We start from the raw sequence: 24821 nt of genomic DNA on the forward strand, positions 1-24821 counted from the left end.
GCGACCGGCCCTCGGCGTCGAGCCGGTCGAGCAGCAGGGTGTAGTCCTCGGTCCGGAGGCCGCGCAGCCGGTAGCGGGCCGCGTCCTGCCGGTCGAACTCCGGCCCCCCGGTGGTCACCACGGTGCACAGGCCGCCGGTCGCGCGGAACCTGCGGGCGACCGCCTCGGCGAGGTCGGCGGTGGCGGGGTCGCGGCCGGCCAGGACCAGCGCCCGGGTGCCTGGGCCGGCCGGGACGTGGCTGCGCTCGGCGCGCTGCCAGACCGGGCGCAGGAACCAGTCGGGCACGCCGGGCGCGGTGCCGAGCAGCGCCTCGGAGGCCCGGGCGAGGGCGTCGAACTCGCCCGCCTCGAACCGCTTCCGCAGCTGGGTCCGCTGGATCTTGCCGATCTCGGTCTTGGGGATGGTCCCCGCGTCCACCAGCAGCAGGTGGCTGGGGCTGACCCCGATCTCCCGGGTGACCTTGCCCCGGATCGCCCGCAGCGCCTCGGCCGGGTCCGGTCCCGGTTCGAGGTGGACGAACAGCGCCAGCTCGTCGGTGCCCGCCGCCGGGTCGCTGCGGACCGCGCAGGCGGCGGTGAAGCTCCGCACCACGAACGGCAGTTCCTCGACGCAGGACTCGATCTCGTGGCTGTAGTGGTTGACCCCGTTGACGATGATGACGTCCTTGGCGCGGCCGGTGATGTAGAGCTCGCCCGCGCGCAGGAAGGCCAGGTCGCCGGTCTCGAACCAGCCGTCGGCGGTGAAGGACTCGGCGTTGGCGACCGGGTTGTCGTGGTACCCGGCCGTCACGCTGGTGCCACGCACCTGCAGTCGGCCGGCGGCGCCCTCGGCCACCAATTGGTCGCCGTCGTCCACGATCCGCATGGCGAAGCCGGGGTAGGGCAGCCCGCAGCTGACGAAGTGCTGCTCGCCCGGCTGCTCGGCGGCGGCCAGCACGGTGTCGGTGACCACCGACGAGGTCTCCGACATGCCCCAGCCGGGGTGGATCACGTCCTGCGGCAGTCCGAACGGCCGCAGCAGCTCCAGGAACCGCCGGTTGGTCGCCGCCACCACCACCTCGCCGGCGTTCATCACCAGCCGTACCGGCGACAGGTCCCAGCTGCGGCCGGGCATCCGCTGCGCCTGCTCGGCGACCAGGCCGAAGGCGAAGTTCGGCGCCCAGGTCACGCTGGCCCGGTGCCGGTCGGCGAGGTCGAGCCAGCGCAGCGGGTCCTCCAGGACCCAGCCGGTCGGCGCGTGGACCTGTCGGCAGCCCAGGTAGACGTCGCGCAGGTGGAACATCACCACGCCGGTGACATGGTCGAGCGGGATCCAGTTGACCGAGACGTCGTGCTCGCTGAGGTCGTTGACGGCGGCGGTGGCGGCGGCCCGGGTGAGGATGTTCCGGTGGCTGAGCCGGACCGCCTTCGGCAGGCCGGTGCTGCCGGAGGTGAGCAGCATCAGCGCGGTGTCGTCCGGGTCCGCCGGGTGCCAGTCGTCGTCGGCGGGCCCGGCGCGCAGGGCGTCGGCCGTGGTCAGCCGCAGGTCGGGCCAGCCGCGCCGGGCGGCCAGCGCGCGCAGGTCCGGCTCGCCGGGGCCCGAGGTGACGATCCAGGGGCGGTCCAGCATCTGCCACACCCCCTCCAGCTTGGCCAGCGGCGCCGAGGGCGCGTCGTAGGAGACCGGAACGGTCAGCGGCACCGCGACGAAGCCGCCGAGCAGGCAGCCCCAGAGGGTGGCCAGGAAGTCCTCGGTGTCCGCGCACTGGAGGATCACCTGGTCGCCCGGGCGCAGCCCGAGGGCCCGGAGGCCGCCGAGGGTGTGCCCGGCCTCCTCCAGCAGCGAGGCGTAGCTGCGCGCGGTCTCGCTGCCGTCGGCCCGGACGTGGACGACCTCGGCGTGCGCCCCGCCCCGCGCGGCCCGGCGCAGCGCCTCGGCCCAGCCGGTGACGGAGGGCTCCGGCAGCGGCGGTCCCACGCTCAGCGCCGGGACACCGGCCGGGCCGTTGCCGGGCGCTGCGCCGTCGGCGGCGGCAGCGGCCTCGGCAGGGCCGTCTGCCTCGGCAGCACCGTCGACCGGCCGGGCGCGGCGCGCGGACGGCGGCGGCAGGGTGCGCCGGCCCAGCGGTTCGGCCGTCTCCTCCAGCGCCACCGTGGCCGCGCGGACGCCGGGCAGCCCGGCGAGGGCGCGCTGCCACTGCTCGGCGCTCTCGGCGTCGATCCGCGGGAGGGCGGCGAGCAGGACGCCGTCGGGGCTGCCGTCGGGATTTCTCGGCAGCGCGGTCACCGCGACCACCCTCGGCCCCGCTCCCCCGTCCGCCGGCCCGCCGTCGGCGACGCTGCGCCGCAGTTCTCGGGCGGCCTGCTCGACGGCGTTGGCCCGGGTGGGGACGGCGAGGACGAGGGGCCGTCCGTCCGGACCGGTCGGCGCCAGTACCTGGACGTCGCGGATCCCGGAGCGCCCCAGCAGCTCGCGCTCCAGCGGCCCGGGGTCGAAGGAGGCCGGCGAACCGGCGTTGCTCGCGCGCGTGTTCGGCGGCAGGGGCAGGGCGCTGAGCGGCTGCTCCGGGTCGGCGGCCACGGCCACCAGCAGCGCGTGGAGGGCCCCGGCCAGCCGCTCCACCGTGCTGCGGTCGAACAGGTCGGTGCTGTACTCCACATGGCAGGAGAGCCCGTCCGGCGCCCCGTCGGGGCGGTGGCGCTCGGTCACGTCGAGGAAGAGGTCGAACTTGGCGGTGCCGGTGGCGCTGGGCCGGAGCGGGACCTCGTCCGCCCCCAGCCGCAGCAGCGCCGCGCTGTTGTTCTGCAGCGCGAGCATGGTCTGGAAGAGCGGGTGCCGGGCCGGGGTCCGGGGCGGGTTGAGCTCCTCCACCAGCCGGTCGAAGGGCAGGTCCTGGTGGTCGTAGGCGGCCAGGTCGAAGGCCCGGACCCGGTCCAGCAGGGTGCGGAAGTCCGGGTCGCCGGAGGTGTCGGTGCGCAGCACCAGGGAGTTGGCCAGCAGTCCGATCAGCTCGTCGGCGGCCGGGTCGGTCCGGCCCGCCACCGGGGTGCCGACGGCCACGTCGGTCCCGGCCCCCCAGCGGGTGAGCAGCGCGGCGAGGGCACTGTGCAGGACCATGAACAGGCTGGCCGACGACTGCCCGGCCAGGTCCAGCAGCGCCCGGTGCAGCCCGGGGCCGACGTCGAGGACCAGGTGGGCCCCCTGTCCGCCCGGCGCCTGCGGCCTGGGGCGGTCCACCGGCAGTCCGGACTCGACCGGGAGGTCGCGCAACGCCCGCTTCCAGAAGTCGAGCTGACGCCCCATCGGGCCTTCCGTCAGCCTCTCCGGGGCGAGCAGGGCGCGCTGCCACAGGGTGTGGTCGGCGTACTGGACCGGCAGCGCGGGGAGCGCGGGAGCGTGGCCGGCCCGGCGCGCGGCGTAGGCGGCGGAGAGGTCCTCCGCCAGCGGGCGCAGCGACCAGCCGTCGGCGGCGCTGTGGTGCAGCACCAGTACCAGGGTCCGGGCGGGGGTGTCGGGGCCGAACAGGAAGGCCCGCAGCGGCAGGTCCCGGGTCAGGTCGAAGCGCTGCCGGCGGGCGGCGGCGACCTGGGCGGCGACCTCGTCGGCGGGGCAGTCCACGGTGCGCAGCAGCGGCGGCAGCCGGTCCGGCGCGGTGATCTCCTGCCGGGGCACGCCGTCGGTCTCCGGCAGCAGGGTGCGCAGGCTCTCGTGCCGGGCCACGACGTCGGCCAGGGCGGCGCCGAGCGCGTCGGCGTCGACCGGGTGGGGCAGCGGGACGACCAGCGGGATGCTGTAGGTCGCGTCGGCGCCGCCGAGCCGGTTGAGGAACCACATGCTCTGCTGGGCGGAGGAGAGCGGCAGCGGCTCGGGCCGCGCGGCCGGGGCCAGCGGCGGCAGGGCGGCGGCCGCGCCCGAAGGGTCGAGGTGCCGGTCCAGGTACTGGGCCAGGGCGCCCGGGGTGGGGCGGGTGAAGAGCTCGGCCATCGGCACGGCGACGCCGGTGACCGTGCGCAGCCGGGCCAGCAGCCGGGTGGCGACCAGTGAGTGGCCGCCGAGGTCGAAGAAGCCGGCGTCGGTGCCGACGGTGCCGACCGGGAGCAGCAGCAGTTCCTCGAACAGCGCGCAGACCCGGGCCTCGGTGGCGGTGGCCGCCCGGCGTCCGCCGGCCGCGGCGGCGAAGTCGGGGGCGGGCAGCGCCCGGGTGTCCAGCTTGCCGCTGGCGGTCAGCGGCAGCGCGTCGACCACCACGCAGGCGCCGGGCACCAGCTGCTCGGGCAGCAACGCACGGAGGTACTCGCGGAGTTGGGACGGCTCGGGCAGCTCGCCGGGGTGCGGCACGGCGTAGCCGACCAGGATCGGCTCCTCGGCGCCCTCGGGACGGCGGGCGACCACGGCGGCCCGGGCGACCTGGGGGTGGGTGGCGAGGGCGGCCTCGACCTCGCCGGGTTCGATCCGGAAGCCCCGGATCTTCAGCTGCTGGTCGGCCCGCCCGAGGTACTCCAGGGCGCCGTCGGCGGTCCGCCGGGCGAGGTCGCCGGTGCGGTACATCCGCTCGCCGGGCACGCCGAAGGGGTTGCCGACGAAGCGCTCGGCGGTGAGCTGCGGGTCGTTGAGGTAGCCCCGGGCCAGTCCGGGGCCGGCCACGTACATCTCGCCGGCCCAGCCGGGCGGGACCGGCTGCCGGGCGCGGTCGAGGACGTAGACCCGGAGGTCGGGCAGGGCGGCGCCGATCGGGCTGCGCGCCCCGGCGGCCTCGACCAGCTCCCGGTCCAGGAGCTGGTGGGTGACATGGACCGTGGTCTCGGTGATGCCGTACATGTTGACCAGCGCCGGGGAGCGGTCCCCGTGCCGTTCGACCCAGGGCCGGAGCCGGACCGGGTCCAGCGCCTCGCCGCCGAGGACCACGTACCGCAGCGCCAGGTCGCGCACCGGACCGGTCCCGTCCACCGCCTCCGCCGCTTCTGCCGCCAGCAGTTGCTGGAAGGCCGAGGGCGTCTGGTTGAGCACGGTGACCGCCTCGCGGCGCAGCAGCTCCAGGAACTCCTGCGGCGAGCGGCTGGTGGCGTACGGCACGACGACCAGGCGTCCGCCGTGCAGCAGCGCGCCCCAGATCTCCCAGACCGAGAAGTCGAAGGAGTAGGAGTGGAAGAGGGTCCACACGTCGTCGGCGCCGAAGTCGAAGTGCGCCGAGGCGGTCTCGAACAGCCGGACCACATTGGCGTGCGGAACCACCACGCCCTTCGGCCGCCCGGTGGAGCCGGAGGTGTGGATCACATAGGCGGTGTCCCCGGGGGTGAGCGGGGCGCGGCGGTCGGCGTCGGTCAGGTCCGCGGGCGCCTGCCCGGCCAGCTCCAGCTCGACCTCGGCGGTGCCGAGGACGACGGTGGCGGTGCCGGTCGGCGGTAACAGCGCGCTGGTCGCGGCGTCGGTGACCAGCAGCGCGGGGTCGGCGTCCCGGACGACCAGCCGGGTGCGCTCGGCGGGGTAGGCCGGGTCCAGCGGCACGTAGCCGGCCCCGGACTTGAGCACCGCGAGCAGCGCGACGACCAGTTCCGCGCCGCGCGGCAGCGACAGGCCGACCAGCCGGCCCGGTCCGGCGCCGCGCGCCGCCAGCAGCCGGGCCAGCCGGTTGGCGCGGGCGTTGAGCTCGCCGTAGGTCAGCTCGCCGTAGGTCAGCTCGCCGTAGGTCAGCTCGCCATAGGTCAGCTCGCCGGCGGCCGGGGCGCCGGGCCCGTGGGTGACCGCGACGGCCTCCGGGTGCTGCGCGGCCCTGGCCTCGAAGCGGGTGCTGAGCACGGCGTCCGGGGCGGTGGTGCTCGGTCCGGCGCCGGTGTAGTGCGGGTCCTCGCCGGGCAGCAGCACCGGGATGCCGCCGATCGGCAGCTCGACCGGGGCGTCGGCGAGTTGGTCCAGGAGCCGCAGCAACCGCTGCTGGTGGGCCGCGAGTTCGTCCTCGCTGTAGAGCGCCGGGTTGGCGTCGAAGGCGAGCCAGAGCCCCTCGCCGCCCGCGCCGGGGCGGACGTTGATCTGCAGGTCCTCGACCGCGCCGCCGGTGAGGTGGTGGAAGGTGCTGGGGTGTCCGCCGAAGACGGGCTCGAAGTCGAAGGGCACCAGGTTGACCACCGGACCGTAGAGCCGGCGGTCGCCGCCGAGCAGCCGCAGCTCCCGGCGCAGGTCCTCGACCCGGTACTGCTGGTGCCGGCTCAGTTCCCGCAGCCCGGCGGCGGTGGCGGCGAGCAGCGCGCCGACCGTGGTCTCCGGGGCGAGGGCGAGCCGCAGCGGGAGGACGTTGGAGGTGGTGCCCGGGGTGCGCAGCGCGGAGGAGCCGAGCCGGCTCATGGTGGGCACCCCGAGGACCACGTCGGGCGCGCCGGTGGCGCGGTGGAGGTAGGTCGCGACGGCGGCCAGCAGCAGTTCGTTGCGGGTGCCGCCGAGCCGGGCGGCGGCGGTCGCCAGCCGCTCGGCCTCGGCGGCGCCGAGCAGCACGGTGCGGCGGCGGAAGGCCGGTGCGGGCGGCGCGGTGGCCTCGCCGAGGCCGGTCACGGCGGTGAGGCCGACGACCTCGGGCACGTCGGCGAAGCGCCCGGCCCAGTAGGCCCGGTCGCGCCGGTGGCGGGCGGAGCGGCGGTAGTCGTCCTCCTCCTGCCGGAGCCGGTCCACCGGGTGGAAGCGCGAGGGCGGGACCGGCTGCCCGGCGGCGAGGGCGGTGTAGACCTCGGCGACCCGCCGGGCCACCAGCTTGTAGCTGTAGCCGTCGAGCAGGATGTGGTGGGCGCGGAGGTACCAGAACCAGCGCCCGGGCGCCGCCCGGAACAGCGCCTGGGTGTACAGCGGTCCGGCGTCGAGCTCCGCCGCGGTCGCCAGGTCCGCGGCGATCCAGGCCCGGACCTCGGCGTGCGGGTCCGCGGCGGCGCTGACGTCGACGGTCTGCAGCGGCCGCCCGGCATCGGGGTCCAGCCGCACGCGTGGTCCGGCCGGGGTGTCGGTGAACCGCTGGGCGAAGGTCTGCGCCTCGCCGACGGTCTGCCGGAGTGCGGACCCGAACAGTTCAGGATCGAGGGCCCCGTGGATCTCCACATACTCGGCCGTGTTGTAGGCGGGATTCTCCGGGTCGATCCGCTGGGCGAACCAGAGGCCCTCCTGGGCCCCCGACAGCGGGAACTGGGCGCCCTCGTGGACAGACAAATGAACCAACCCTCAGTAGGCGTCTGGAGATTCATTGCACGCGTGCGAAGAAGTCGCGCGTACGCGAATTCCGCACGGCGAGGAAGCGGCGCCGACCGCACGCAGCGGCAGCCGTGGGACCGGGACGTCCGACTGCGGGCCCGGCACGGTGGATGCCCATCGAGGGGCATCGCGGCAGCTTGCCGCCGTGCACGGCGCTCACGGACTCCCGGGCGCTCTGTAACCGGGCGGTCGCGCCCCGGAATCATCACCTTGCACGAAGAATCCGCTCAGCGTCAAGGGATTCCTGGTCCCGGTACCCGTACTCCCGCCAGGCAGGCTCCGCCGCCGGCCGGGCACCGCTCGGGCGGCGAGAGGTGCCTCCCGGCCATCGGCGACGGTTACCGGCCACAGTTCGACCCGTTCGACCACCCCACCCGCCCCATGTGCTGGCGGCATATTCACTCGGGATCGGCCGCCACCAGCCGATACCGGGGAAATCCCGGCGCCGCCACCGCGCCCGCGACCGCCCTGCGCCTCCCGTGCGCCCTTGCACAGGGCGCCTCCCTGACGGTTCAATGAGCGCGGCCGCGATTTTTCGAGGAGTTTCCGCGACCATTCATCCGGTATCGGAGCGCCGGTCACCAGGAGATTTCCTGACGTCGACCGCGCCCGGCATCCGTGTACGGAAGACCGTTTCAGGTCGGCGCATTTCTTCCGGGCCCGACGCACCATTCCCGGCCCACCGTTCCTCCAGGCCCGCCGCCCGGGTCATGAGTTGGAAGGCTCACGCATGCATCGCCCGCTCTGCCCCACGGAGACGATCTACGTCGCGCAGCGCAGCCGCGCCGTGCTCTCCTGTTCGGTCCGGGGCAACCTCGACGAGGAGCTGCTAGGCGCGGCCTTCGCCGCCCAGCTCGCCCGGCACCCCGCGCTGCGCTGCCGGATCGCCGGAGCGGTCGGGTCCGAGGCCGGCGCAGCGGCCGGAGCCTTCGTCCTGGAGCCGCTCACGGCAGCCGAGTTGCCGGAGCTGGTGGTGCGGCGGGAGGGTCCCGACCTGCTGGCCGCGGAGTTCAACACCCCCTTGCCGGTCGGCGGTCCGCTGGTCCGGGCAGTGCTCCAGGGCGTTGCGGGCGAGTACACCCTGGTCCTCAGCGTGGACCACACGGTCACCGACGGGCTCAGCGCGCTCGCGCTGCTCAACTCGCTGTGGCAGAGCTACGCGGAGCTGGCCGAGGGCCGTCCGCTGCCGGAGCGGGTGCCCGACGGGGACGGGCCCTCCCCGGTCACCGAACTGCTGCCGGCCGTCTCCGAGCAGGAGTTGGAGGCCTACCTGGCGCAGCGGATCGAACGGGCCGGCCGACACCGGGCGGCCTTCCTGCCGTACGCCGCCAAGGGCACCGAACCGGCCCCGGGGGCCGCCCGGTTGGCGTTCCGGCGACTGCTGCTGACCGCCGAGTCCACCACCCGGCTGCGCCGGGCCGCGAGGGCCGTCGGGGTGTCCGTCCACGGGCTGGTGGCCGCCGCCGCGCTGCTCGCCGTCCAGCGGGCGCTGGGGCCGGGGCCGCTGACCCTCGGCTGCCTCTCGCCGGTCGACCTGCGCCCGTTCCTGGTCCCGGCGCTGTCGCCGGAGGTGATGGTGGCCGCCGTCGCCTCCTACCTGGACACCCTGGAGGTCTCCGCGGAGACCGACCCGGGCGAGCTGGCCCGGCAGGTCAACGACCACCTGCACGCCTCGATCGACCGCGGCGACTTCCTGCGCGAGCTGCGGATCATGCCCCGGCTGGCGGAGCACCCGGCGCTGCTGGCCGCGAGCGTCATCGTGACCAACATGGGCGCGCTGTCCGGGCCGAGGAGCCCCTACGGGGTGGAGGTCACCGACGTGCGGCTGGTGCCGGCCCGGGAGAACTACCACCCCGAGGCGGGCCGGGGTCCGCTGATGGTCTGCGTGGTCACCGTCGACGGCTGTCTCGACATCGAACTCCCCTACAGCCGGGAGTGCTTCACGGACCAGCAGACAGCCGCGGTGGTCGCGGACATCCGACGGGTGCTGGACGGCTTCGCCCACCCGGTCGACCCCGCCGATTCCGCCGCGTGACGGCCGCCCTCACCAGCAGGCAGAGCCCAGGAGCCCTCCCCATGTCCACGATGTCCACGACGCACGACCCGCAGGCCCTCCTCGCCACCGCGCTGCTGCCCCGGGCACAGGCCGGGGACCGCCAGGCCATGAACGACATCCTGCTCCACATCGCCCCGTTCGTCGGCCGGCTGTGCGTGCCGATCGCCCAACGGCACAGCTCGGACGCCGCGCAGGAGGCGATGCTCGCCATCTTCCGCGGGATCCGGGGACTGCGGGAGCCGACGGCCTTCTACGGCTGGGTCCGCGCGGTGACCGTCCGCGAGGCCGTCCGCACCTCCAAGCGCCTCGGGCAGGAGCCCGCCGACGACCTGACCGACCGCGCGGCCGAGGGCAATCCGCTGGACAGCGTGCACATCGCGGACGCCCTGAGCCGGCTGACCGACGAGCACCGCCAGGTGCTGGTGCTGCGCGGGTTCTACGGGATGAACGAGGAGGAGATGGCCGGCATCCTGGGGCTGCCGATCGGCACCGTCCGCTCCCGGCTGTTCCGTGCCCGCCGCAGTTTCCAGGCGGCCTGGATACCCCCGGTCGCCTGACCCGCCCCGGGTCGGTCGGCCCTCAGCGCTCGATGAAGGCCAGGATGTCGGGGATGGCCGGGGCGTAGCCGTGGCTGGTGTCCACCCGCAGCTTCGGCGCCTCCAGCGAGACCGGCACGAAGTCGTCCAGGGGGCCGGCCCCGGCGGCTCCCTCGGCGAGGGAGCGCAGCAGTTCGCGGTCGTCGTGCGCCGACCGCAGCGGGTTCTCCTCCAGCCGACGCGCGATCCTGGCCCGGGCGACATCGGCGTCCACGGTGCAGTGGACGATCCGGATCGCGGCGGTCCCGGCCAGCCGTTCGAGGCCGGGCCGCCAGAGCCGGTCCTGGAACGCCGCCTCCGCGACCACCGTCACCCCTGCCCCGAGCAGGAGTCCGAGCACGTCGAAGAAGGCCGCCAGGGTCCGCAGCGCGAGCGCGTCGCCCGGGCTCGACCGGTAGCCGGGGGTCGCGTGGGCCATGCCCTCCTTGATCTCGTCCCGGCAGATCGCGGGGCAGCCGAGGGAACGGGCGAGTTCATGGGCGAGCGTGGTCTTGCCGGAACCCGACGGACCGCTGACCACGACGAGGGTCGGTTGATTCACCGTCACATCCTGTCACTCCGCCCCGCCCTCGACCGCAGCGGTTCCCGCCCCCTAGGCTGGGCGGAGCAACGCCCCTGCGGGGCCCTGCGGAGAACGCGAGAGGAGCCCGACGTGCACCGGCCGACCAAGCGCCGCCACATCGACCTCGCCCGCGTCGCCAGCGCCTTCTGTCGCCGCGACGTCTGAGCAGACCCTCCCCTCCGCGCGCCGACGCGTTCCTCCCTTCCCCAGCGGTCCCGGCCGCTCCTGGAGTTGCCCCGTGACGATCACCTTCCACTGGTTCCTGCCCACCAACGGCGACAGCCGCCACGTGGTCGGCGGCGGCCACGGCACGCCGGTCACCGCCGCCGGCGGCGACCGGCCGCCGACCGTCGGCTACCTGACCCAGATCGCCCGCGCTGCCGAGGACCTGGGCTTCGCCGGCGCGCTCACCCCCACCGGGGCCTGGTGCGAGGACGCCTGGCTGACCACCGCGATGGTCAGCCAGCACACCGAGCGGCTGAAGTTCCTGGTCGCCTTCCGTCCGGGGTTCGTCTCGCCCACCCTGGCCGCACAGATGAGCGCGACCTTCCAGCGGCAGACCGGTGGACGGCTGCTGCTGAACGTGGTCACCGGCGGCGAGAGCCGCGAGCAGCGGGCCTACGGCGACTTCCTGGACAAGGACGCGCGCTACGCGCGCACCGACGAGTTCCTGCAGATCGTCCGGGAACTGCTGGCGGGCGGGACGGCCGACCTGGCCGGCGCCCAGTTGCGGGTCGAGGAGGCCCGGCTGACCCGGCCGCCGGAGACCGCGCCGGAGATCTACTTCGGCGGCTCCTCCCCCGCCGCCGGATCGGTCGCGGCCCGCCGGGCGGACGTCTACCTGACCTGGGGCGAGCCGCCCGCCCAGGTGGCCGGGAAGATCGCCTGGATCCGCGGCCTCGCCGCCGCCGAGGGCCGCACCCTGCGCTTCGGCATCCGGCTGCACGTCATCACCCGGGACTCCGCCGACCAGGCGTGGGCCGAGGCCCGGCGGCTGCTCGACGGCTTCGACCCGGAGGTGGTCCGCTCGGTGCAGCAGGGGCTGGCGCTGAGCGAGTCCGAGGGCCAGCGCCGGATGCTGGCCCTGCACGGCGGCGGCCGGGACGGGCTGGAGATCCACCCCAACCTGTGGGCGGGCATCGGCCTGGTCCGGGGCGGCGCGGGCACCGCGCTGGTCGGCAGCCATACCGAGGTGGCGGAGCGCATCGCCGAGTACCACCGGCTGGGCATCGACGAGTTCATCCTCTCCGGCTACCCCCATCTGGAGGAGGCCTACTGGTTCGGCGAGGGCGTCCTCCCCCGCCTGGCCGCGGCCGGACTCTGGACCCACCCCGCCGCCCCCGCCGCCGTCCCGGCCCTCGGCGCCGCCCGCTGACCGGCGGCGGGTCCGCCGTTCGACCCGGTGGGCGGGCGGGCGACCGCCCGGGCGGCCACCATCGAGGCATGGACCGAGCCGTGCGGGAGTACATCGACGCCATCGCCCCGGAGTTCCGGCCGCTGTTCGACCGGCTGCACGGGCTGGTGCTCCGGGTGCGCCCGGACGCCGAACTGCTGCTGTCGTACGGGATGCCCTGCTACCGGGTCGGCCGGCGGCGGCTCCTCCTCGGCGTCTGGCAGCACGGGGTGTCGGTCTACGGCTGGAGCCGGAGCGGCGACGCCGGATTCACCGCCCGCCACCCCGGGCTGACGTCCGGTCGGGGCACCGTCCGGCTGCGGCCGGAGGACGCGGCGGAGATCCCGGACCAGGAGTTCCGGACGCTGTTCCAGGCCGTCTTCGACTTCGACGGCTGACGCGTCCGACAGGCAGCTCCGCCGGGGTGGTCCGGGGGCCGGGGCGCGCTCAGTTCTCCTGCGGCGGCCCGGACATGATCTGCCGCACCTCGATCGGCATGTTCAGCGGCGCCCCGCCGGGGCCGGGCGCGGCCGAGACCCGGGCCGCGAGCTCCACGGCCCGTTCCGGGCTCTCGCACTCCAGGATCCAGAAGCCGGCCAGGAACTCCTTGGTCTCCGGGAACGGGCCCTCGGTGACCACGGGGTCGCCGCCGGCCCGGGAGCGCACGATCCGCGCGGTCCCCGGCATGGCCAGCCCCTGGGCGTCGACCAGCTCGCCGCTCGCGGCGAGCTGCTGGTTGGTCTCCACCATGAAGGCGATGTGCGCCTTCACCTCGTCGGCCGTCCAGGTGTCGATCCCCGGGAAGTCGGCGGTCTTCTCACTGAACTGCATCAGCAGCATGTACTTCACGGCCGGGCTCCTCCTCGTTGCGGCGGCCTCACCGGCCGCTCTCACCCTGGACGAAGCATGAACCGCGATTTCGACATCGCCGTGCCGACGCGCCCGTGACCGCCGCCGACCGCTACCGCCGCCGACCGCTACCGGCGCGGCAGCTTCCAGCCCGGCCGCGGGAAGTGGCAGGTGTACCCCGCCGGGTAGCGCTCCAGGTAGTCCTGGTGCTCGGGCTCCGCCTGCCAGAAGTCGCCCAGCGGCTCGACCTCGGTGACCACCTTGCCCGGCCACAGTCCGCTGGCGTCCACGTCGGCGATGGTGTCCAGCGCCGTCTGCCGCTGCGCCTCGTCGGCGTAGTAGATCGCCGACCGGTAGCTCGCGCCGATGTCGTTGCCCTGCCGGTCCACCGTCGTCGGGTCGTGGATCTGGAAGAAGAACTCCAGCAGGTCGCGGTAGCCGGTGCGGGCGGGGTCGAACTCGATCTCGATCGCCTCGGCGTGCGAACCGTGGTTGCGGTAGGTGGCGTTCGGGGTGTCGCCGCCGCTGTACCCGACCCGGGTGCGGGTGACCCCGGGCAGCTTGCGGACCAGGTCCTGCATGCCCCAGAAGCAGCCGCCCGCGAGAACCGCCTTCTCGCTCTGTCCACTCATCGTCGCTTCTCCTTCATCGGTCTTCGTCCGTCCGGACAACCCGAACCATTGTCCGCCCTCCGGCGGCCTGCCGTCGCCGGTCAGCCGGCCGAGGTCACGGCCCGGAGCTGCTCGAAGGACTCGCGGATCAGCAGCCGCAACTCGCCCCCCTCGGGCCCGGCGATCCAGCGGGCGAAGGAGATCCGGAAGACGGCTGTCCCGGCCTCGGCCGCGAGGCCGGCCGCCGGCTCGGCGACGCCGCGCTCGCGCAGCGCCCCGGCCAGGGCGGCCGAGAGCGCGGCCAGCTTGATCAGCTCGCGCTCCTGCAGCTCCGCGTTGGCCGAGATCACGGTCTGCCGTCGGCGGACGCCCTCCTCGCGCTCCTGGAAGGAGGCTCCGGCGCTGTCGAGGGCCGCGGCCACCGCCTCGATCGGCGCGGTGCCGACGGGCGCGTCCAGGACGCTGCCGACGAGGAGTTCCTGGAGTTGGCGCGCGCCGTGGAAGAGGACCTCGCGCTTGTCGGCGAAGTGGCGGAAGAAGGTGCGCTCGGTGAGCCCGGCCCGCCTGGCGATCTCCGCGACCGTGGTCTGTTCGTACCCGCGCTCGATGTACAGCTCCAGTGCCGCCTGCTCCAGCCGGCCGCGCGCGTTGGGCTCCCATCGACTCATGGTCGGATTCTACGCGATGACAGTTACTGACATCGGGTGCTACGTTTGATGGCAGACACTGACATCACCAGTGGTCGATCATTCTGGAGGACTCCCATGCGTTTCTTCATCACCGGCGCGTCCGGCTGGATCGGCTCAGCCGTGGTTCCGGAGCTCGTCGAGGCGGGCCACCGGGTGGTCGGACTCGCCCGCTCCGACGCCTCCACCGCCGCGCTGCTCGCGGCCGGTGCCGAGGTCCGCCGCGGCACCATCGACGACCTGGACGTCCTGCGGAGCGCGGCCGCGGACTCGGACGGCGTGATCCACCTGGCGTTCAAGCACGACCTCGCCTTCAGCGGGGGCTTCGAGGCCGCCGCCGAGGCGGACCGGCTCGCCATCGAGACCTTCGGCGAGGCCCTGGCCGGGAGCGACCGGCCGTTCACCATCGCGTCCGGGGTGATCGGCCTGTCCCCGGGCCGGCTCGCGACCGAGGCGGACGGGCTGGCCGACGAACCGTCAGTGACGGCGCTGACCGGCGGACCCGAGCAGCGCCGCCGCAACGCCCTCGCCACCCTGGCCCTGGCCGACCGGGGCGTCCGCTCGTCGGTGCTGCGGTTCGCACCGACGGTCCACGGCGACGGCGACCACGGGTTCCTGGCGGCCCTGATCACCGTCGCCCGGGAGAAGGGCGTCTCCGGCTACGTCGGCGACGGCGCCAACCGCTGGCCGGCCGTCCACCGCTCGGACGCCGCGCAGCTGGTCCGGATGGCCGTGGAGCAGTCCCCGGCCGGCTCCACCCTGCACGCGGTGGCGGAGGAGGGCGTCCCGATCCGCGAGGTGGCCGAGGCGATCGGGCGGCGGCTCGGGCTGCCCGCGGTCTCCGTCCCCCCGGCGGAGGCGGCCGCGCACTTCGGCTGGCTCGGCGCCTTCATCGGGGCCGACAGTCCGGCGTCGAGCGCGCTGACCCGCGAGCTGACGGGGTGGAAGCCGACCGGCCCCGGCCTGGTCGAGGACCTGGAGCAGGGCCACTACTTCCGCGCCGGTTCGGCCTGACCCTCCGCCGGATCCCGGCTGCCGGGAACGGCACCGGGCTCCTCGGGCGGGCCCAGCAGCGCCAGGATGCCGTCGACGGCCCGGTCGAACCGGCCCGGGTCGTTGGCGGCCCGGGCCAGGACGTAGCCGCCCTGGGCGACGGCCGCGATCGCCGCGGCCGTGGCGAGCGGGTCGAGCGCGGCACTCAGCTCGCCCTGCCGCTGGCCAGCGGCTATCACCTCGGCCAGCCGCTGCTGGAGCCAGTCGAGGGTCTCCTCCAGCGGGTGCTGCAGCTCCGGCGCGGCCACGATCTCCGGGTCCTGGGCCAGCCCGCCGATGGGGCAGCCCCTGAGCACGTCCTGCCCGCGCCGCAGGTAGCCGGCTATCCGGCTGCGGGCGCTGCCGGGCGCACCGAGCTGCCGGTCGACCTCGGCGCGCAGCTCCTCCGCGGTGCGGCGGATGGCCGCCAGGGCCAGGTCGGACTTGCCCTGGAAGTGGTGGTACATGCTGCCCTGGCCGGCCCCGGCCCGCGCCTGGATCTCCCGGGGGCTGGTGCCGTCGTACCCGCGTTCCCAGAGGAGGGTGCGGGTGCTCTCGATGAGACGTTCCCGAGCGTCCATTCAACGACCGTATTCACTGGTGGGTGGAGGGGTCAACGCACTGCTCCGCGCGATCCGCGCCGAAGGCCCCGACCGGGTCGGTCGGGGCCTTCGGCGCGGATGGGAGGCGGTCATGCCTCGGCCTTGCGGGCCCGGTGGGCGGCCACGTAGTGGCGGTTGCCGCAGGCGGCCGCGGAGCACCAGCGGCGCCGGTGGCCGCGCGAGGTGTCGAGGTAGACCAGGTCGCAGGTCGGGCCTTCGCACTGGCGCATCGTGTCGCGCTCCGGGGAGCTGAGCAGTCGGATGGCGTCGTCGGCCACGGCGGCGAGCAGCTGGTCGAGCCGGATCGGCGTCCGCAGGTGGGCCCGGAGGCTGCCGTCGCTCTCCCGGGCCGCCTGCAGGACCGGGTTTCCGGCGGCGGCGATCCGGTTGAGCCGGGCGAGGTCCCGGCCCTCGGCCTGCTGCCCGCCCAGTTCGGTGTGGATGATGCGGTGCAGCAGCTCCCGGAGCGACCTGAAGTCCTCCAACCACCCCGGCACCCGGCCGAGTTCGTCCGCCCTGGGCACCAGGCCGGCGCCGTGCAGCCACTGGACCAGCCGGTCCGGGCTGTCGAGGCGTTCCACCGGGCTGTTCGAGAGCCGGGAACCCACGGTGGCGAGGAGGTCCAGGCAGGTACGTCCGGTGTCGAAGCGCTGCTCACTGCTGGCGGTCACGGCGGTCACTTCTTTCCTGAGGTCTTCCCCGGAGCGAGGGGCATGGCCAACAGTGTCGCAACGGCGCAGGTGGCCCAGACCAGCGACCAGGAGGCTCCGGCCAGCAGCGGCACCATCAGCGGGGCGAGGAAGCCGGCCGCGAAGACGGTGGTGTTCTCCAGGCCGAGGGCGGTTCCGGCGCGCTGGGCGCCGGCCATGTGCGCGATCTCGGTGTAGGCGACGCCGTGCCAGGCGTTGGCCAGGATGCCGGAGACGACCAGGGCCGCGACGATGGCGAAGGTGGGGGCGTGGGTCAGCACGGCGGAGGCGGCGAGGGCGATGGTGGCCCCGCCACCGACGACCCGGACGTAGGGGCGCCGGGTGCCCGGGTGCTTGTCGGTCCAGCGTCCGGACCAGACCCGGGCCGTGGCGCCGCCGATCTGGACCACGACGATCGCCATGGAGCTGACCACCAGGGCGGAGTGGTGGGTGTCGTGGAGGAAGACGCCGACGAAGGTGAGGATCGCGAACTGGGGGATGGTCAGCAGGCCGGAGGCCAGGGCGAGGCGCCAGATGCTCCGGTTCCGCAGCGGGGAGCCGACGGCCTCCTGGGCGGCGGCGGATCCTACGGCCGTGCCGAGCTCGTCCGGGGAGTGCATCCAGCGGTAGGCGGCAGCGGCGGCGACGAAGCAGAACAGCGCGAGGACCCCGTAGACGGCGCGGAACCCGTAGCTGACGGCGAGCCAGGGCAGCAGCGCCGACCCGATCGCGCCGCCGGCCGGGATGGCGGTCTGCCTCAGGCTCATGGCGAGGCCGCGCTGTCCGTCCTTGAACCAGGCCATCACCGCCCGTCCTGAGGAGCCGTTGACCGAGCCGCCGAGGACGCCGACCAGCAGCAGTCCGGCGCCGAGCATGCCCACGGCCGGGATGAAGCCGTTGTCGGGGACGTCGACCCCGGCCATCAGGCCGAGCACCAGGCCGGTGGCGATCAGGCCGGTCAGCAGGATCCGGCGCTCGCCGAACTTGTCGGTCCAGATGCCCCAGAGGACCTCCGACACCGCGATGCCCAGCGAGATCGCCGAGAGGACGATCCCGAGGGTGCCGTTGGACAGGTGGTAGGCGCCGAGCATGGCCGTCGAGGTGGTCGGGATCCCCTGGAAGGCGGCGGAGAAGGCCGCCTGCGAGGAGATGCCGATGCCGAGGATCACCCAGCGGTGCCGGGGGCCGAACCTGGAGGCCGGGGCCGGGGTCTGGGCCGGGGCGGACGCCGGGGTCCGCTGCGTGGTTGCGGGGTTGGCTTTGGTGACGGGGATCGCCACGTCGTGCTCCTTGGGAGGTCGAAGCGGGTGCGGTCCGAGCCGGGCGGCTCGTGTAAGGCTTTTGAGTACTTACCTAGAATGGCGGCCGCCCGCCGACTCCACAACCGGGCGTCGGCGGGCGGCAACAGCTGTTCGTCTTCCCCGAACCCGGTTTGCCGGGCAGCGGGCCTGACGGCGGATCAGAGGGTGGCGACCGGCTTCTCCCAGACCACCAGCAGCACGGCTCCGGAGGCGGAGCGCGGGGCGTGCACCGAGCCGGGCTCCATGACCAGCAGCGAGCCGGCCGGGTGGACCCCGCCGTCGGTCTCCAGCTGCCCCTCGAAGACGTAGATGATCTCGTAGCCCTCGTGCCGGTGCGGAACGGCCCCGGCTCCCGGCTCGTAGCGGACGATCCCGGCGGCCGGCCCGCCCTCGCCGGTCTCCTCGGTGGAGTACAGCCGGTGGATGCTCACCCCGGTCCGCCCGTCGGAGGTGATCGGCAGGAAGTCGAGGTCCTCGCTCCGCAGCCCGGTCGTGGCGAAGCTGCGGGCGACGAGCGGCAGGGACGAGGTCAGGGTCTCAACGGACATGGGCGGGGGCTCCTTCGGAGAACGGGACGGGGGCGAGGACGGCGACGGGTGCCGGTGCGGGGGCGGGGCGCGCCACTGCGGAGCGGCGGATCTTGCCGGACACCGTGCGCGGCAGGCGCTCGGTGAAGGAGATGCTGTGGATCCGCAGGTCCCTGGTGACCTGGGCGTCCACATGGGCGAGCAGTTCCTCGACCCGGGCCGGACGGCCGGGGACGAGCTCGACGACGGCGTGCGCGGCCAGGCCGAGGACCGGGTGCGGGCCGGGGACGACGGCGGCCGCCCGGACCGCCGGGTGCGTCTGCAGGACCGCTTCGAGCTCGTACGGCGAGACCCGGTGCCCGCCGGACTTGAACACGTCGTCCGACCTGCCGAGGATGCGGAGGTAGCCGTCGGGACCCTGCTCGGCGAGGTCGCCGGTGCGGTAGCTGCCGGTGCCGAGCGCCTGCCGGGTGCGGACCGGGTCGCCGTCGTACCCGGTCATCATGCCGACCGGACGGGCGGTCAGGTCCACGCAGACGGCGCCGTCGTCGAGGTGGATGTCCCAGCCCGGCAGCGGTCTGCCGAGCCAGCCGGGCCTGCGGGCCATGCCGGGCGTGGTGGCGATCAGGGCGGTGGTCTCGGTCTGCCCGTACCCGTCGCGCACCGCCACGTGCCAGGCGGACTCCACCGCGTCGCCGACTTCGGCCGGCAGCGGCTCCCCCGCACTGGTGGCCTCGCGGAGCCGGGGCGCGGCGGTCCCGAGGTCGCCGGCCATCCGGGCCCACACCGAGGGCGGGGCGCACACGCTGCTCACCCGGTGCCGTTCCAGCAGCCGGGGCAGGTCCCCGGGCTCCACCGCCTCCGGCGGCACGACCAGGGTCGCCTCGGCGCTGAACGGCACGAAGAAGCTGGACCAGGAGTGCTTCGCCCAGCCGGGGGCGGAGATGTTCAGGTGCCGGTCGCCGGGGACCAGGCCGTTGTAGTACAGCGAGGAGAGGTGCCCGATCGGGTAGGAGGCGTGGGTGTGGGTGACCAGCTTCGGCGCCGAGGTCGTGCCGGAGGTGAAGTAGGCGAAGGCGGTGTCGTCGGCCCGGGTCGGGCCGGCCGGGACGAAGCGGAGCGGCGCCCGGTGCGAGTCCCGGTAGTCGGCCCAGCCGGCCACCGGCTCCCCCACCGCGATCCGGGTGCCGAGCTCGACCCCGTCGAACAGGGCGGCCGAGCCGCTGCGCGCCAGCAGGTGGCGGACCCGGCCGCGGCCGATCCGGTCGGCGGCCTCGGCCCGGGTCAGCGAGGTGTAGGTGGGGATGACCACGGCCCCGAGCTTGAGGCAGGCGAGCAGCGTCTCCCAGAGCTCCGCCTGCTGGCCGAGCACCACCATGACCCGTTCGCCCCGGCCGACGCCGAGCCCGGCGAGCCAGTTGGCCACCTGGTCGGAGCGGGCCGACAGCTGCTGATAGGTGATCACCTCGGCCTGTCCGTCGGGTCCGACCAGCTCCAGCGCGGGCCGCCGGGAGCCGGCGGCGATCACGTCGAACCATTCGAGGGCCCAGTTGAAGGTCGCCGGGCGGGGCCAGCTGAAGGCCGCGCGGGCGGCGTCCAGGTCGCTGCGCAGTTCCAGCAGCAGGTCGCGCTGCCGGGCGAACAGGCTGTGCGCGGCGGTGCGGCGGTGCGCGTAGTAGTCGTCGTCGCGGAGGTCCTCGGCCTCGCCCCGGGTCATGACCGCGCTCCGGCACGGGCGAGTTCCGGGCGGGCCGCCGCCAGCGGGGCGAGCACGTCGGCGGCGATGGCGTCGGCGTCCCGGGTGAACTCGGTCCACGGTCCCGGGCGGGAGGAACCGACCTGCATGAACCAGCGCTGACCCTCCGTCGGGATGCCGAGGACGTGGAGTCCCTGGCCGATCCCGCCGTCCGCGCCGATAGGCCGGTAGGGCGCGGGGGTGACCGCGACGCCCGCGGTGTCGAAGGGGGTGTCGCCGGCGTGGTTGTTCCAGGAGGTCCAGTGGCCGTCCGCCACCAGTCGGCGGCTGAGCGGGGAGGTGTCGCGGGTGAGGTCGGGACCGGGGATGCGGGCGTCGATCAGCACCTCGGCGAGCCGGCGCGACCCCTGGACCTGCGGCGACTCGACCGCGAAGAGTCCGTGCTCCGGGTCCGCGGTGAACCGGGAGGAGGGGCCGACCACTTCGAGCAGTCCGGCGTCGATCAGCGCCAGGGTCTGCTGGAGCCGTTCCACCGGCGGCCCGGCGGCGAGGAAGGAGCTCAGCGGGGCGAACCAGCCGAGGAAGTCCTCGCGGTGCGAGTCGGCGGTCAGTCCGCCGTAGTCCACGGCGAGTCTGATGGTGCCGCGGACGTCGCGCAGCACGTCCGTCGCGGCCTTCAGCGGTCCGTGGAAGTTGCCCTCGCGGGCCAGGGCGATGTCGGTCTCCAGCAGCTCGGCCAGGGCCGTGGTGAACTCCTTGGGACCGGTGAAGTGCCTTCCGGCGAACGGCCGGGTCAGCCGGGGCGCGTCCAGCGGCGGCAGCGTGTCCAGGCCGAACCGGCAGGCCTGCCGCTGGGCGACGGCGCCGGCGCCGCGCGGGCCCTCGGCCTCGATCTCGGCGACCACCTGGGCGCGGAAGCTCTCCTCGCTGACGGCGCCGTAGCGGGCACGGAGCGCGGTGGCGTAGTAGACCAGCTGCAGCTCCGCGTCGAGCCAGGGCCAGACGTCGGCCCGGAAGTCCAGCGGCCCGGCGGCGCGCAGCCCGCGGATCCGCTCGGGGGTGAACAGCCGGGCGGTGTAGCGCCAGTCGGGTCCCTTCTGGTTCCGGCCCCGGGCCGGGAGCGGCACGCCCGAGCGGGAACCGGCGAGCAGCAGCGGCTCGCGTCCGGAGGGCAGGTAGCGCAGGCCGCCGTGCCCGTCGCCCGCGAACCGACCGCCACGGCCGATGGTTAGCGCGGACATGACATCATAGAAGGACAGTCCCATCCCCAGCACCGCGACCCTGGCGCCCGGCGCGACGGCGTCGAGCGGCATGTCGGCGGCGCTGTCGCCGCGGATGTAGCGCGCCTGCGGACGGTCGGCGGCGAAGGCGGCGAGCCGCGCCTGCTCGCCGGACAGGGTGGTCACCGGGTGACCGGTGGTCAGCACGACCCGGTCGGCGGCCAGTTCCTCCCCGGCGGCGAGCGTCACCCGCCAGCGCCCGCCGTCCCGGCGCACGGCCGTCACCTCGTCGGTGATCCTGCGCAGCTCCGAGCCGGGGGGCAGCGAGGCCTCGACCGCGTCGAGGTAGAAGCCGAGGTACTGGCCGTAGCGGGCGCGCGGGGCGTAGGCGTTCGGGCCCGGGTGGTCGGGGTCGACGCTGGACCACCACTGTCCCAGGGTGGGCCCGGCACCGGCCCGCGCCGGCCCTTCGTCCGCCGGGCCGGAGAACATGGTCACCTCGCCGCAGGCGGTGTTCATCAGGAAGGCGTCGGACTGGTCGGTGCGCCAGACCCGACCGGCCCCGACCTCCACCTGGTCGACCAGGCAGATCTCGACCGGCTGGTCCGGCCGGGTCCGGGCCAGCCGGGCGGCGGTGCGCTCGGCGACGGCGAGGCCGCGCGGCCCGGAGCCGACGATGACGATCCGGTAGGGACCGCTGCCGCGGCCGAGCGCGGCGGCGGCCCGGTCGTGGCTGTCGGCGGTGTAGCGCAGCATGCCCAGCAGCTGTCCCGAGGTGACCGCCGCCGTCGCCGAGCCGGGGACGGCCAGCGGCATGGCGCCGGTGCGGGCCCAGGCCAGGCGTCCGCTCTCGTCGATGGCGCCCCGGGCCGCGTTGGCGTTGTCGCGGTGCAGGCAGAACGGCACGTCCAGCAGCCCGGCGGCGAACGCCTTGCGCAGCGCCCGGCCGAGGTCCGGGTCGAGTCCGAGGACGGTCTCGACCAGCGACAGGGCCTCGGTGTAGACGCCCTCGTAGTCGACCTGCCGGGCCCAGGGCAGGTCGCAGTCCTCGACGGCCCGGCGGGCGGCCGCGGCCGCCCGCTCCAGCGCGGAGACGTTCTCGGCGACGGTGGGGATCCGGTGGGCCTCGGCCTCGGTCTTGACGATCATCCGCTGGGCGCCGCCGCGCACGGCGATCCGCGCCGAGGCTTCGAGCAGCAGCCCGGCGCCCTCCTCGGTACCCGGGTAGACGCCCATGTAGGTGTAGAGCACCACGTGCCGCTCGACCTGCGGCGGCAGGAACCGGTCGGCCAGGTGGTGCAGGGCGGCCAGGGCCTCGACGTCCTGCACCGCGTTGGTCTGCTGCGCGTAGGACAGCGAGAGCGAGGTCAGGCCGTGCTGGACGAAGAACATCGCCTCCAGCACGCTGATGGCGACCAGCAGCGAGGGCGGGCACATCTGCCCGAGCATGCAGCCGCCGAAGGTCTCCAGGTGGGCGCGCAGGCCGCGGGCGGCGGTGCCCTCCGCGAATCGGCTGGTGGCGTCCGCCCAGGCGGGGACGGACTCGGCCAGCGGCAGCCGGGAGTAGGGGAGGCAGTAGGAGACCGGACCGCCCTCGGAGGCGGAGAGCCCGGAGGCCACCATGGCGTCGAAGATGTGGGCCGGGCGGGCCGAGCCGTGCCGGACCTGGACCGGGATCCGGTTCCCGGTGGCCGCGACCACCAGCGAGGTGACCGCGGGGCCGTGGTTGACGATGGGGAAGCCGTTGAGCGCCTGGCCGGCCCGCAGCGCCGCCTCGGCGCCCGCGATGTCCTCGACCCGGGTGTAGGAGTCGATGGTGAGCGTCCCCAGCGTCCGCGCCCGGGCGGCGGAGACGGCCTGGAGGCCGGCCGCCATCCGGTCCGGGTCCGACATCCCCATCCGGGGCTGGACCACCAGTTGGCCGTCCCGGGCCGACCGCGCGACGTAGTCCTGCATGTCCGGCTGCGCGCTCACGCCGCCACCTCCTCGGCCAGGACCGGGCGGTGGGCGGAGGCCGCGGCGCTCAGCGCCTGGCTGAAGTCCTGCGGCGCGGCGCCCTCGGTGAACACCGCGGTGAAGCCGGCGGTGATCAGCGAGTCCGCCAGGTGGGCGTTGGCCGGACCGCCGATGCCGAGCTTCCCGCCGATCATCGCCGGCACCTCCGCCACCTCCGGGTCGCCCTCGGCCCGCAGGGCGCGGATCATCCGGGCCCCGTCGAGGTGTCCGTGGCCGTTGACGGAGGAGATCACCAGGGCGTCGGGCCGGTGCTGCCGCACCGCGTCGACGATGACCTGATCCGGCACGCAGGCGCCGAGGTTGTGCACCAGGTAGCCCTGCTCTTCGAGCAGGAGTTGGAGGTAGACCAGGTTCCAGGTGTGCGAGTCGGACGAGACACTCGACAGCACCACACTCAGTTGGCGACGACCGATGCTGGACACGAATCCCCTTAGGCAGAGTCACGTTGGGTTCGTTCCGATCATCCATCCGCGCGAACGCCGGGCCGAGGGGACTTCGTGAAGCTCGAACTGCCGTGCGCAAGCCGGAAATAGGCCAACATGGCAACGGGCCCCCCGGCCGGGACGGGTCGCGTCGACCACGTCTCTGCCAAGGGGCCCGCTGGTTCCGGCGCGCCCTGCCACCGGCGGCGCAACCGGCCGCCGGCGCCCTGCTCAGCCCACCGCCGCCAGGGCGGGCGCCAGGGCCGGGCGCGCCGCCGGGCGCCGGGCCGGGGCGGGCGGGTCGAGTTCGGAAACCGGCTGCAGCCGCAGCAGCTGCGCCTCCAGACCGCTGGGGCAGGTGCCCGGGTTCCACACCACGTCAGTGATCACCTTGTGCCGGCTGCGCAGCGGAGTCTGCACCAGATGGCCCTGGAGCAGCAGCGACTTGACCGCCACCACCGGCAGCAGCCCGACCCCGAGACCGGCCAGGACCGCCGACTTGACCCCCTCCAGCGTGCCGACCTGCAGCACGTCCGCCTCGGGCATCCGGCTCAGGAAGTCCTGCTCGGTCAGCTCCCGGTAGACGCAGCCGGGCCCGGTGAGCAGCACCTTCCGCGGATGCGTCGCCGCCTCGCGGGTGCCGACCATGACCACCTCCTCCTCCCAGAGGGTCCGGTGCAGCGCGCCGCGCTCCCTGGCCTGGGACGGCCGGCTCTGCTCCAGCAGCCCGGTGACGAGGGCGATGTCGACGCTTCCGGACTCCACCCGCTCCAGCAGCTCCCGGGTGGAGTCCGCCTCCACCTCGAAGCGCACGTTGGGGGCGAGCCGTCCCAGCAGCCGCAGGAAGCTGGGCAGCCGGTAGACGCAGACCGAGCTGTTGGCGCCGAGCACCAGCGAGTGGTTCCGGTCCTCCTCGGCCCGGGCGACCATCGTCCGCGCCCGGTCCACCTGCGCGAGGATGGCCTCCGCGTGCTCGATCAGAGCCGCCCCGGCGGCCGTCAGCGGCTGTCCGGGGGACCGCCGGTCGACCAGCTGGGCGCCCAGCGAACGCTCCAGGCTCTGGATGTGCCCGGTCACCGTGGAGCGCGCGTACCCCATGGCCTCCGCCGCCGCACTCAGTCCGCCCTGGCGCGACACCATGACGAAAGTCTCCAACCAGCGCAGTTCCATGTTCCGGTCCCCTCCTGGGCTGCTGCACAACGGCAGACGTGGGTCGAGCGACTCTCTCCACGGTGACAATCTTAGCCTCAGATCGATATTTATACTCAAGACCATGCTTGGAGTGATGTCCATCACATCTGAAGTACATGATTAATCCCCGGTGCATTTTTGGATCAGAATCTCAGCGTACGGCCA

Annotated in this window: 18 protein-coding genes and 3 pseudogenes; 6 read left to right on the forward strand and 15 right to left on the reverse strand. The window is 74.4% G+C overall.

The annotated features are described in order from the left end of the window. Positions 1-784: 784 nt before the first annotated feature. The 3 pseudogenes from BS75_RS52085 to BS75_RS52095 all read right to left on the reverse strand — a co-directional run. Positions 785-5749: pseudogene (locus BS75_RS52085) on the reverse strand (amino acid adenylation domain-containing protein); the annotation flags it as partial. Beyond that, positions 5655-5972 (reverse strand): annotated as a pseudogene (locus BS75_RS52090) (hypothetical protein); the annotation flags it as partial. The pseudogenes BS75_RS52085 and BS75_RS52090, both read right to left, overlap by 95 nt. Further along, positions 5882-7174 (reverse strand): annotated as a pseudogene (locus BS75_RS52095) (condensation domain-containing protein); the annotation flags it as partial. The pseudogenes BS75_RS52090 and BS75_RS52095, both read right to left, overlap by 91 nt. Before the next feature lie 763 nt (positions 7175-7937). Here BS75_RS52095 and BS75_RS03890 point away from each other — a divergent pair. Together BS75_RS03890 and BS75_RS03895 are read left to right on the forward strand one after the other, a co-directional pair. Continuing rightward, a complete protein-coding gene (locus BS75_RS03890; RefSeq protein ID WP_034087189.1) occupies positions 7938-9242 on the forward strand; it encodes a phthiocerol/phthiodiolone dimycocerosyl transferase family protein in 1305 nt (434 codons plus the stop codon). 50 nt (positions 9243-9292) lie between these two features. Next, positions 9293-9820: an RNA polymerase sigma factor gene (locus BS75_RS03895; protein ID WP_152645887.1), complete on the forward strand. Its 528-nt coding sequence runs from the start codon at positions 9293-9295 to the stop codon at positions 9818-9820. Between the two features lie 22 nt (positions 9821-9842). On the opposite strand, the gene BS75_RS03900 is transcribed toward BS75_RS03895, so the two are convergent. Next, positions 9843-10400, reverse strand: a complete 558-nt coding sequence (locus BS75_RS03900) for an AAA family ATPase (RefSeq protein WP_034087191.1) — start codon at positions 10398-10400, stop codon at positions 9843-9845. Between BS75_RS03900 and BS75_RS52100 the strand changes: the two genes are divergently transcribed. The 3 genes from BS75_RS52100 (at position 10335) to BS75_RS03910 (ending at position 12212) form a co-directional block, all read left to right on the forward strand. Continuing rightward, on the forward strand, positions 10335-10586 hold the full coding sequence (locus BS75_RS52100; protein WP_369405866.1) for a putative leader peptide: 252 nt from the start codon (positions 10335-10337) through the stop codon (positions 10584-10586). The genes BS75_RS03900 and BS75_RS52100 overlap by 66 nt on opposite strands. Positions 10587-10659: 73 nt before the next feature. Continuing rightward, positions 10660-11796, forward strand: a complete 1137-nt coding sequence (locus BS75_RS03905; protein ID WP_034087192.1) for an LLM class flavin-dependent oxidoreductase — start codon at positions 10660-10662, stop codon at positions 11794-11796. 68 nt (positions 11797-11864) lie between these two features. Continuing rightward, positions 11865-12212 carry an iron chaperone gene (locus tag BS75_RS03910; RefSeq protein ID WP_034087193.1) on the forward strand — a complete coding sequence of 116 codons (348 nt, stop codon included), beginning with the start codon at positions 11865-11867 and terminating at the stop codon, positions 12210-12212. Positions 12213-12261: 49 nt separating this feature from the next. On the opposite strand, the gene BS75_RS03915 is transcribed toward BS75_RS03910, so the two are convergent. The 3 genes from BS75_RS03915 to BS75_RS03925 form a co-directional block, all read right to left on the reverse strand. Next, positions 12262-12654 carry a YciI family protein gene (locus tag BS75_RS03915; RefSeq protein ID WP_169790786.1) on the reverse strand — a complete coding sequence of 131 codons (393 nt, stop codon included), beginning with the start codon at positions 12652-12654 and terminating at the stop codon, positions 12262-12264. A 137-nt stretch (positions 12655-12791) separates the two neighbouring features. Then, entirely contained in the window at positions 12792-13295 is a 504-nt protein-coding gene (msrA, locus tag BS75_RS03920) for a peptide-methionine (S)-S-oxide reductase MsrA (RefSeq protein ID WP_034087195.1), read from the reverse strand. An 80-nt stretch (positions 13296-13375) separates the two neighbouring features. Beyond that, positions 13376-13942, reverse strand: a complete 567-nt coding sequence (locus BS75_RS03925; protein WP_034087196.1) for a TetR/AcrR family transcriptional regulator — start codon at positions 13940-13942, stop codon at positions 13376-13378. Between the two features lie 96 nt (positions 13943-14038). On the opposite strand from BS75_RS03925, the gene BS75_RS03930 reads away from it, so the two are divergent. Then, entirely contained in the window at positions 14039-14974 is a 936-nt protein-coding gene (locus BS75_RS03930; RefSeq protein WP_034087197.1) for an SDR family oxidoreductase, read from the forward strand. Here the strand turns inward: BS75_RS03930 and BS75_RS03935 are convergent. The 8 genes from BS75_RS03935 to BS75_RS03970 all read right to left on the reverse strand — a co-directional run bounded on the left by BS75_RS03935 (position 14950) and on the right by BS75_RS03970 (position 24635). Further along, positions 14950-15573, reverse strand: a complete 624-nt coding sequence (locus BS75_RS03935) for a TetR/AcrR family transcriptional regulator (RefSeq protein ID WP_042438098.1) — start codon at positions 15571-15573, stop codon at positions 14950-14952. The two genes, BS75_RS03930 and BS75_RS03935, sit on opposite strands and share 25 nt — an antisense overlap. Before the next feature lie 110 nt (positions 15574-15683). Then, positions 15684-16265 carry a CGNR zinc finger domain-containing protein gene (locus tag BS75_RS03940; protein ID WP_034092361.1) on the reverse strand — a complete coding sequence of 194 codons (582 nt, stop codon included), beginning with the start codon at positions 16263-16265 and terminating at the stop codon, positions 15684-15686. Between the two features lie 5 nt (positions 16266-16270). Further along, the gene (locus BS75_RS03945) at positions 16271-17563 is read right to left on the reverse strand and encodes an MFS transporter (RefSeq protein WP_197091897.1); all 1293 of its coding nucleotides are present in this window, start codon (positions 17561-17563) and stop codon (positions 16271-16273) included. Positions 17564-17742: 179 nt separating this feature from the next. Beyond that, on the reverse strand, positions 17743-18132 hold the full coding sequence (locus BS75_RS03950; RefSeq protein WP_052069154.1) for a cupin domain-containing protein: 390 nt from the start codon (positions 18130-18132) through the stop codon (positions 17743-17745). Then, on the reverse strand, positions 18122-19828 hold the full coding sequence (locus BS75_RS03955; RefSeq protein WP_063771493.1) for an acyl-CoA synthetase: 1707 nt from the start codon (positions 19826-19828) through the stop codon (positions 18122-18124). Before BS75_RS03955 ends, BS75_RS03950 begins: the two co-directional genes overlap by 11 nt. After that, a complete protein-coding gene (locus BS75_RS45970; protein ID WP_231607671.1) occupies positions 19825-23001 on the reverse strand; it encodes an FAD/NAD(P)-binding protein in 3177 nt (1058 codons plus the stop codon). Before BS75_RS45970 ends, BS75_RS03955 begins: the two co-directional genes overlap by 4 nt. After that, positions 22998-23465: a cobalamin B12-binding domain-containing protein gene (locus BS75_RS03965; protein ID WP_042438100.1), complete on the reverse strand. Its 468-nt coding sequence runs from the start codon at positions 23463-23465 to the stop codon at positions 22998-23000. The genes BS75_RS45970 and BS75_RS03965 overlap by 4 nt, the downstream gene beginning before the upstream one ends. A 231-nt stretch (positions 23466-23696) precedes the next feature. Further along, positions 23697-24635: a LysR family transcriptional regulator gene (locus BS75_RS03970; RefSeq protein ID WP_034087198.1), complete on the reverse strand. Its 939-nt coding sequence runs from the start codon at positions 24633-24635 to the stop codon at positions 23697-23699. Positions 24636-24821 lie beyond the last annotated feature (186 nt).

Origin of the sequence: Streptacidiphilus albus JL83, assembly GCF_000744705.1 — a bacterium.
GTDB classification, from domain to species: Bacteria; Actinomycetota; Actinomycetes; order Streptomycetales; family Streptomycetaceae; genus Streptacidiphilus; species Streptacidiphilus albus.

Coding starts and splice junctions, on each gene's coding strand:
- BS75_RS03890 (WP_034087189.1), top strand. CDS start 7,938: ATGCATCGCCCGCTCTGCCCCACGGAGACGATCTACGTCGCGCAGCGC.
- BS75_RS03895 (WP_152645887.1), top strand. CDS start 9,293: ATGTCCACGACGCACGACCCGCAGGCCCTCCTCGCCACCGCGCTGCTG.
- BS75_RS52100 (WP_369405866.1), top strand. CDS start 10,335: ATGGGCGAGCGTGGTCTTGCCGGAACCCGACGGACCGCTGACCACGAC.
- BS75_RS03910 (WP_034087193.1), top strand. CDS start 11,865: ATGGACCGAGCCGTGCGGGAGTACATCGACGCCATCGCCCCGGAGTTC.
- BS75_RS03915 (WP_169790786.1), bottom strand. CDS start 12,654: ATGCTGCTGATGCAGTTCAGTGAGAAGACCGCCGACTTCCCGGGGATC.
- msrA (WP_034087195.1), bottom strand. CDS start 13,295: ATGAGTGGACAGAGCGAGAAGGCGGTTCTCGCGGGCGGCTGCTTCTGG.
- BS75_RS03925 (WP_034087196.1), bottom strand. CDS start 13,942: ATGAGTCGATGGGAGCCCAACGCGCGCGGCCGGCTGGAGCAGGCGGCA.
- BS75_RS03930 (WP_034087197.1), top strand. CDS start 14,039: ATGCGTTTCTTCATCACCGGCGCGTCCGGCTGGATCGGCTCAGCCGTG.
- BS75_RS03935 (WP_042438098.1), bottom strand. CDS start 15,573: ATGGACGCTCGGGAACGTCTCATCGAGAGCACCCGCACCCTCCTCTGG.
- BS75_RS03950 (WP_052069154.1), bottom strand. CDS start 18,132: ATGTCCGTTGAGACCCTGACCTCGTCCCTGCCGCTCGTCGCCCGCAGC.
- BS75_RS03955 (WP_063771493.1), bottom strand. CDS start 19,828: ATGACCCGGGGCGAGGCCGAGGACCTCCGCGACGACGACTACTACGCG.
- BS75_RS03970 (WP_034087198.1), bottom strand. CDS start 24,635: ATGGAACTGCGCTGGTTGGAGACTTTCGTCATGGTGTCGCGCCAGGGC.